We start from the raw sequence: 8,471 nt of genomic DNA, 5'->3' as shown, positions 1-8,471 counted from the left end.
GGACCGGACGGCCGCGGCGGACCCCCACCCGGGGCACCTCGGAATGCCGGCCGCGCGCGGACCGCGCACACCGGCCGCGCGCCGCTCCGGCACGCCGGCGGCGAACCTCGGCGCGTCGCGGCGGCGCGCGGGAAAACCCGATCACACCAAGGGAATTCGCCCTGCCGTGTGCTTGACGCGCCCCGCCGTCCGGGCGCAGTGTTGCGTAAATCGCAGCCGGTTGTGAACAGCGCAACAACCGCCCCGGATCGTTCCGGGACGACCCCGACCGGCCGCGAGCGGGACCGAGCCGGCCACCGGTCCGCCTCGGGCCCCGGAACCAGCGTCATGAGCCAGGGGGCGGCACATGGACGGCAGGGCACGAGTGCTCATCGTCGGAGCGGGCATCGTCGGCTGCTCCGCGGCGTACCACCTCGCGCGCACCGGGATCACCGACGTGCTCGTCGTGGACCAGGGGCCGCTGTTCGCGACCGGTGGTTCCTCCTCGCACGCCCCCGGGCTGGTGTTCCAGACCAACGCCTCCGAACTGCTGACCCGGCTGGCCGCGTACACCGTCGAGCGGTTCGGCGCCGCGGAGTTCGACGGCGAACCCTGCTTCCACCAGGTCGGCGGCATCGAGGTCGCCACCACCGCGGAGCGCTGGAACGACCTCCAGCGCAAGCGCGGGCTGGCCGCCGCGTGGGGCGTGCCCGCCGAACTCGTCGGCCCGCGCGAGGTCGCCGACCGCATCCCGCAGGCGGACGCGTCCCGGATCCGCGGCGGGCTGCACGTCCCCGGCGACGGCGTCGCCAAACCCGTCCGGGCCGCGGCCGCGATGGCCCGCGCCGCCGAACGCCTCGGCGTGCGGTTCCAGGGCCGCACCGAGGTGACCGGTTTCGACGTGACCGGCGGCCGGGTCCGCTCGGTCCGCACCGACCGCGGCGAGTTCGAGGTCGAATCGGTGCTGTGCTGCGCGGGGATCTGGGGCCCGAAGGTCGGCGCGCTGGCCGGGGTGTCCATCCCGGTGCGGCCGCTGGCGCACCAGTACGCCGTGACCGGCCCGGTCGCCGGGCTCGGTGCCGCGACCGGACCCGAGGTGGCGCAGCCGATGCTGCGGCACCAGGACGCCTCGATGTACTTCCGGCAGGTCCACGACCGCTACGGCATCGGCACCTACCGGCACCGGGTGATCCCGGTGCGCGCCGAGGACATCGCGCCCACCACCGGCGACGGCACCGAGGCACCGTCCGGGGGCGGTGGCTGGGCGGGCATGTCCTCGGTGCACCCGTTCACCCCGCAGGACTTCAAGCGGTCCTGGGACGACGCCTGCGAGCTGCTGCCGGTGCTGCGCCGCACCGAACTCGCCGAGGGCATGAACGGGCTGTTCCTGTTCACCGCCGACGGGATGCCGGTGCTGGGGCCGTCGCGGGAGGTCGCCGGGTTCTGGGTCGCCGAAGCCGTGTGGATCACGCACTCCGCCGGGGTGGGCCGGGCGATGGCGGAGTGGATGAGCGACGGCGCGCCCGGCATCGACCTGCGCGCCGCCGACCTGCGCCGCTTCGAGGACTTCGCGCACAGCCCCGCCTACGTCGCCGAGCGCAGCGCGCAGAGCTTCCGCGAGGTCTACGACGTGGTGCACCCGCAGCAGCCGCCCGCGCGGCCCCGCCCGCTGCGCACCGGCCCGTTCCACGAGCGGCAGGAGCGGCTCGGCGCGGTGTTCCTGGAGGCCAACGGCTGGGAGCGCCCGCACTGGTACGAGTCCAACGAATTCCTCGTGGCGGGGCGGGAGATCGTGCTCCCGGGCGAGTGGGCGGGGCGCTACCGGTCGCCGAGCGCCGCCGCCGAGCACCAGGCCGCCCGCGAGCGGGTCGCGCTGTTCGACATGACCTCGCTGGCACGGGCCGAGGTGAGCGGGCGCGGCGCGCTCGCGCTGCTGCAACGCCTCACCACCGGGCAGCTGGACCGCGCCCCCGGTTACGTGACCTACACGCTGCTGCTCCAGCACGACGGCGGGGTGCGCGGCGACATCACGGTGGCCCGGCTGTCCGAGACCGAGTTCCAGGTCGGCTGCAACGGGCCGCGGGACGTGGCGTGGCTGCGCGCGCACGCCGACGACACCACCTCCGTCCGCGACATCACCGGCGGGACCTGCTGCCTGGGCCTGTGGGGCCCGCGGGCGCGGGACGTGCTGGCGCCGCTGGCCGACGTGGATGTCTCCGCGGAGGCCTTCCGGTTCTTCCGGGCGAAGCGGCTGTTCGTCGGCGAGGTCCCGGTGACCGCGCTGCGGCTGTCCTACGTGGGCGAACTCGGGTGGGAGCTCTATGCCTCCGCCGAGTTCGGCAGGCGACTGTGGGACCTGCTGCTCGCGCAGGGCGCCGAGCACGGCATCTTCCCCGCGGGCCGGGCCGCGTTCAACGGGATGCGGCTGGAGAAGGGCTACCGCGCCTGGGGCGCGGACGTGTGGAGCGAGCACGACCCCGACGAGGCCGGCCTCGGGTTCGCCGTCAAACCCGGCAAGGGCGAGTTCATCGGCCGTGACGCCCTGCTGCGGCGCCGCGACCGGCCGGTGCGGCGGCGGTTGTGCTGCCTGCACGTCACCGACGGCGAGGTGCTGATGGGCGCCGAACCGGTGTTCACCGAGACCGGGCGCGACGCGGTCGGTTTCACCACCAGCGCGGGCTACGGCCACAGCACCGGCATGAGCCTCGCCTACGCGTGGCTGCCCGCCGAGCTGGCCGAGGCGGGCACCCGGCTGCGGGTGGCGTACTTCGACCGCCGACATCCGGCCGAGGTCGTCGCCGATCCGGTCTTCGACCCCGAGATGGCGCGGATGCGCGCCTGAGCACCACCCGCACGACGCAACCCGGGCCACCACCCGGGCCGTTCGACACCACCCACCGAGAAGGAGCGCCGCTCATGACCGTGAATCCGAACCCGGGAATCCTGCAGTACTCCAGGCTGCGCAAGTCGCCGTTCTTCCACGCCTCCCGGCAGCACGGGGTGAGCCTCTACAGCGTCTACAACCACACCTACCACCCGCGCCACTACGGCGACCCGATCGCCGAGTACTGGGCGCTGCTGGAGGGCGTGACGCTGTGGGACGTCGGCGTGGAGCGGCAGGTGGAGATCACCGGACCGGACGCCTTCGAGTTCACCAACATGCTGGTGCCGCGCGACCTGACCAAGTGCAAGGTCGGCCAGTGCAAGTACGTGTTCGTCACCGCCGCGGACGGCGGCATCATCAACGATCCGGTGCTGCTGCGGCTGGGCGAGAACCACTTCTGGCTGTCCCTGGCCGACAGCGACGTGCTGCTGTGGGCGAAGGGCCTGGCGCAGAACCTCGGCATGGACGTGCGGATCCGCGAACCGGACGTGGGCCCGGTGCAGGTGCAGGGGCCGAAGTCGCGGGACGTGATGGTGGACCTGTTCGGCGAGTCCATCTTGGACGTTCCCTACTACTACGCGGTGGACCGCGAGCTGAACGGGATGCGGGTGGTGGTCTCCCGCACCGGCTACACCGCGGAGCTCGGCTACGAGATCTACCTGCACGACGCCACCCGGGACGGCGTGAAGCTGTGGGAGACGATCTGGGAGGCCGGTCGCCCGCACGGCATGCAGGTGATCGGACCGTGCCACATCCGCCGCATCGAGGCCGGAATCCTGTCCTGGGGCTGCGACATCACCTACGAGACGAACCCGTTCGAGGCGGGCTACGGCTTCGAGAAGACGTGGATGGTGGACCTGGCGCAGGAGGCCGACTTCATCGGCAAGGACGCGTTGACCCGCATCAAGGACGAAGGGGTGGCGCGCAAGCTCGTCGGGGTGCGCATCGGCGGGCCGGGGGTCGGTTCGTTCAACGACGGCAGCATGATCGAACCGTTCGACGTGCACGACCCGCACGGGCTGCGCATCGGCGAGGTCACCTCCGCCTGCCGCTCGCCGCGGCTGGACGCCAACATCGGGTTCGCGATGGTGCCGGTCGCCTACCAGGAGCCGGGCACGGAACTGGTGGTGCACACCCAGCACGGCCCGCAGGAGGCGCTGGTGGTGGAGAAGCCGTTCCACGACCCGAACAAGGAGATTCCGAAGCACTTCGAGCGCACGGCGACGGCGTGACCGGGCGGAGGTCGAGCTGATGGACACCAGCACGCAGCGGCTGCGGGAGACGTTGCTCCGCAGCAGGTTCGAAGTGCTGCCGGTGCGCGGAGCCGCCGAGCGGGCGCGGGTGCTGCCCGCGGGCAGCACCGTCACCGTCACCGCCTCCCCCGCCAAGGGGCCCGAGGCGACGCTGGACACGGCCGAGCGGTTGGCGGCGGCGGGGCTGCACGCGGTGCCGCACCTGGCGGGCCGGTCCATCCCGGACCGGGCCCGCCTCGCCGCGCTGCTCGACCGGGCGGCGGCGCTGGGCAGCGACGAGATCTTCGTCGTCGGCGGCGATTCCCCCGAGCCCGCCGGGGAATTCCCGGACGCGCTCGCGCTGCTGCGGGCGATCGAGGACCTGGGGCGGCGGCCCGGCCGGGTCGGCATCACCGCCTACCCGGAACGGCACGCGTTCCTCACCGACGCGGTCACGATCGGGGCTTTGGCGGCGAAGGCGCCGCACGCCGACTACGCGGTCTCGCAGATCTGCTACGACCCGCAGCGGATCGCCCGCTGGCTCGGTGAGCTGCGCGACCGCGGCGTGCTGCTGCCGGTGCACGTGGGGCTGCCCGGGGCGGTGGACGTGACGAAGCTGCTGCGGGTGTCGATGAAGATCGGGCTCGGCGAATCGCTGCGGTTCCTGCGCAAGCAGCACGGCGTGGTGACCCGGCTGCTCGTGCCGTACACCCCGGACGCGCTGGTCGACGGCCTGTCGGCGCACCTGGACGAGCCCGCCCCGGGCATCGCCGGGTGGCACCTGTTCACGTTCGACGAGATCGGCCGGACCGCTCGGTGGCGCGACGACGCCGTGGCCCGGCTCCAGGAGGTCCCCGCATGAGCATCCCGTCCGACCTGGACATCTCCCGGGCCACCGCGTTGCGCCCGATCGAGGAGGTGGCCGCGCAGCTCGGCATCGGCCCGCACCTGCTGGAGCCGTACGGCAGGCAGGTGGCGAAGGTGTCCCTGGACGCCGTCGAGGAGTTCGCCGACCGGCCGCGCGCCAAGTACGTGCTGGTGTCCGCGGTGACGCCGACCCCGCTCGGCGAGGGCAAGACCACCACGACCGTCGGCCTCGGCCAGGGCCTGAAGCAGCTGGGGCACCGCTCTGCGGTCGCGATCCGGCAGCCTTCGATGGGCCCGACCTTCGGCATCAAGGGCGGTGCCGCGGGCGGCGGCTACAGCCAGGTGGTGCCGATGGAGGCGCTGAACCTGCACCTGACCGGGGACGTGCACGCGGTGACCGCGGCGCACGACCTGCTGTCGGCGATGGTGGACAACCACCTGCACCAGGGCAACGAGCTGGGCCTGGACCCGAACCGGATCACCTGGCGGCGGGTGCTCGACGTCAACGACCGGGACCTGCGCTCCATCGTGACCGGACTCGGCGGCACCTCCGACGGCACGCCGCGGCAGACCGGTTTCGACATCACCGCGGCCAGCGAGGTGATGGCGGTGCTGGCGCTGTCGGACTCGCTGCACGACATGCGGCGCAGGCTCGGCCGCATCGTCGTCGGGTACACCGGCGACGGCACCCCGGTCAGCGCGGAGCAGCTGCGCGCGGCGGGGGCGATGACCGTGCTGATGCGGGAGGCGATCAAGCCGAACCTGATGCAGACCACCGAGAACACGCCGGTGTTCGTGCACGCGGGCCCCTTCGGCAACATCGCGCACGGCAACTCCTCGGTGGTGGCCGACCGGATCGCGGCGCGCTGCGCGGACTACGTGGTGACCGAGGCCGGGTTCGGCGCGGACATGGGCGCCGAGCGGTTCTTCAACATCAAGTGCCGCAGCTCGGGGCTGCGCCCGGACGCCGCGGTGCTGGTGGCGACGGTGCGGGCGCTGAAGGCGCACTCCGGCAACCACAAGATCGTGGCGGGCAGGCCGCTGCCGCCGGAGCTGCTGGCGGAGAACCCGGACGACGTGCGCGCCGGCGCGGACAACCTGCGCAAGCAGATCGAGAACATCCGGCTGCACGGGGTGTCGCCGGTGGTGGCGGTGAACGCGTTCCCCACCGACCACCCGTCGGAGCACGCCGCGATCCGCGAGGTGGCGGAGGCGGCGGGCGCGCGGGTCGCGGTGAGCAGCCACTTCCTCGACGGCGGCAAGGGCGCGAAGGACCTGGCGGAGGCCGTGGTCGAGGCGGCCGCGGAACCGAACCGGTTCCGGCTGCTGTACCCGGATTCCGCCGACCTCCGCACGAAGATCGAGACGGTGGCGCGGCGGGTGTACGGCGCCGACGGCGTGTCGTACGCGCCCGCGGCGGAGCGGTCGCTGCGGGACTACGAGGCGAGCGGGTTCGGTTCGCTGCCGGTGTGCATCGCGAAGACGCACCTGTCGCTGAGCTCGGACCCGAAGCTGCTGGGCGCCCCGACGGGCTGGACGTTGCCGGTGCGGGAGGTGCGGGCCTCGGTGGGCGCCGGGTTCGTGTACCCGATCTGCGGGGACGTGCGCACGATGCCCGGCCTGGGCTCGCACCCGGCGGCGGAGCGGATCGACATCGACGAGCACGGCCGGGTCGTGGGGTTGAGTTGACCGATCTCGACGCGAGCGTGCGGGAGTTCCTGGACGAGGTGGCCGCGCCGACGCCGTCCGCCACCGGCGGGGTGGTCGGCGCGGTGACCACGGCGGCGGCGGCCGGGCTGCTGGCGATGTGCGCGCGGCTGCGGCGGGACGCGTCGCGGGCCTCGCGGGCCGAGGCGCTGCGGCAGCGGGCCGTGGAGCTGGCGCGGGCCGATTCGGACGCCTACCAGGACGTGCTGGCGGCGCAGCGCCGGTCGGCGGACGACCCGGGACGGGCGGCGGCGCTCACCGAGGCGCTGGCGGGCGCGGCCGGTCCGCCTGCCCGGCTCGCCGAACTCGCCGCCGAGGTCGCGGCGCTGGCGGGCGAGGTGGCGGCGGAGGCGGCACCGGCGCACCGCGCCAACGCGCTCGCCGCCGCCGCGCTGGCCGCCGGGGCCGCGCGCGGTGCCGCGGCGCTGGTGCGCATCGACCTCGCGGCCGCGGGCGCCGACCTCGCCCCCGCCGACGAGGCCGACGCGCACGCCGCCGCCGCGGCCCGCCACCTGTCCTGAACCACCGCGGGTGCGTGGCCCGTCCCGGGCGGGCCGCACATCAGTCCCAGCTGATCGGCAGCCGGTGCACCCCGTAGATGACCATGTCGGTGCGCAGCGGCACCTCCGCGGCGGGGACGTCGAGGCGCAGCCCGGGCAGGCGGTCGAGCAGTTCGGCGTAGCCGATGCGCATCTCCACCCGCGCCAGCTGCTGACCGAGGCACTGGTGGACGCCGTGCCCGAACGACAGGTGCGCGCCGCGCCCGCGGGTGACGTCGAGCTCGCCGGGGTCGTCCCACTGCTCGGCGTCCCGGTTCGCCTCCGGCACCGACACCAGGATCGTCTCGCCCGCGCGGATGCGGACGCCGCCGAGCTCCAGGTCTTCGGTGGCGACCCGGCTGATGCCCAGGTGCAGCACCGACAGGTAGCGCAGCAGCTCCTCCACGGCACCGTCGATCAGCGCCGGGTCGGCGCGCAGCGCGGCGAGCTGCTCCGGGTGCTCCAGCAGGGCGAAGGTGCCGAGGGCGAGCATGTTCGCGGTCGTCTCGTGCCCCGCCGTGAGCAGCGTGGTGGCGATGTCGACGAGTTCGTCGTCGGTCAGCGCCGGATCGGCGTCGCCGTGCACCAGCCCGGACAGCAGGTCGTCGCCGGGGGCGGTGCGCTTGCCCGCGACGAGGCCGCGCATGAACTCGCGCAGCCGCCCCGAGGCCGCGGTCCGCTCCTGCTCGGGCGCCTGGATGTTCAACGAGATCGCCGCGTCCCGCTGGAACCGGTCGCGGTCGGCGTAGTCGACGCCGAGCAGCTCGCAGATGACCAGCGAGGGCAGCGGCAGCGCGAAGTCGGCGACGAGGTCGGCGCTGTTCCCGCGCGCCCTCATCCCCTCGACGAGGTCCACGGCCAGTTCGGTGACCCGTGCTTCCAGCGCGCGCATCCGGCGGACGGTGAACTGGCCGATGAGCATCCGGCGCAGCCGGGTGTGCTCGGGCGGGTCCATGAAGATGAACAGCCCGTGCTTGGCCGGGGCTTGCGCGGCGGCGTGCGGGCAGCCGCCCGCGGCGACCTCCTCCGGGGTGAGCTGCAGCGCGTCGCGGTGGCGGAACCGGTCGGAGCTGAACCGGGTGTCGCCGAGCGCTTCGCGGGCCTCGCGGTAGCCGGTGACCATCCACGCGCGGGCGCCGTTGAGCAGGGTGATCGGCGCGACCGGCCCGTCGGCGCGCAGCCGGGCGAGCCCGGCGGGCGGGTCGAACGGGTCGACGCCGAGCTGGACGAGTTCCGGGGCCAGCGGGCGGCGCAGCCCGGGGC

The 8,471-nt window shown here is 74.0% G+C and carries 6 protein-coding genes; 5 read left to right on the top strand and 1 reads right to left on the bottom strand.

The window, feature by feature from the left end:
- The first annotated feature begins 346 nt into the window (after nt 1-346).
- The 5 genes from LCD31_RS27325 (at nt 347) to LCD31_RS27305 (ending at nt 7,190) form a co-directional block, all read left to right on the top strand.
- Nucleotides 347-2,821, top strand: a complete 2,475-nt coding sequence (locus LCD31_RS27325) for an FAD-dependent oxidoreductase (RefSeq protein ID WP_224962806.1) — start codon at nt 347-349, stop codon at nt 2,819-2,821.
- Between the two features lie 74 nt (nt 2,822-2,895).
- Nucleotides 2,896-4,095, top strand: coding sequence for a glycine cleavage T C-terminal barrel domain-containing protein (locus LCD31_RS27320; RefSeq protein ID WP_224962804.1), 1,200 nt, complete (start codon nt 2,896-2,898; stop codon nt 4,093-4,095).
- Between the two features lie 19 nt (nt 4,096-4,114).
- Nucleotides 4,115-4,957, top strand: coding sequence for a methylenetetrahydrofolate reductase (locus LCD31_RS27315; protein ID WP_224962802.1), 843 nt, complete (start codon nt 4,115-4,117; stop codon nt 4,955-4,957).
- Nucleotides 4,954-6,651, top strand: a complete 1,698-nt coding sequence (locus LCD31_RS27310) for a formate--tetrahydrofolate ligase (RefSeq protein WP_224962800.1) — start codon at nt 4,954-4,956, stop codon at nt 6,649-6,651. Before LCD31_RS27315 ends, LCD31_RS27310 begins: the two co-directional genes overlap by 4 nt.
- Nucleotides 6,648-7,190 (top strand): cyclodeaminase/cyclohydrolase family protein, encoded by a 543-nt coding sequence (locus LCD31_RS27305; protein ID WP_224962798.1) that lies wholly within the window; start codon nt 6,648-6,650, stop codon nt 7,188-7,190. The genes LCD31_RS27310 and LCD31_RS27305 overlap by 4 nt, the downstream gene beginning before the upstream one ends.
- 40 nt (nt 7,191-7,230) lie before the next feature.
- Here LCD31_RS27305 and LCD31_RS27300 read toward each other — a convergent pair whose 3' ends face one another.
- Nucleotides 7,231-8,463: a cytochrome P450 gene (locus LCD31_RS27300; protein ID WP_224962808.1), complete on the bottom strand. Its 1,233-nt coding sequence runs from the start codon at nt 8,461-8,463 to the stop codon at nt 7,231-7,233.
- Nucleotides 8,464-8,471: the final 8 nt, after the last annotated feature.

Origin of the sequence: Saccharopolyspora sp. 6M, from assembly GCF_020176775.1 — a bacterium.
GTDB lineage: Bacteria > Actinomycetota > Actinomycetes > Mycobacteriales > Pseudonocardiaceae > Saccharopolyspora_C > Saccharopolyspora_C gregorii.
Note: the sequence above shows the minus strand (reverse complement) of the source record. Positions and strands in the feature narration are given on the sequence as shown.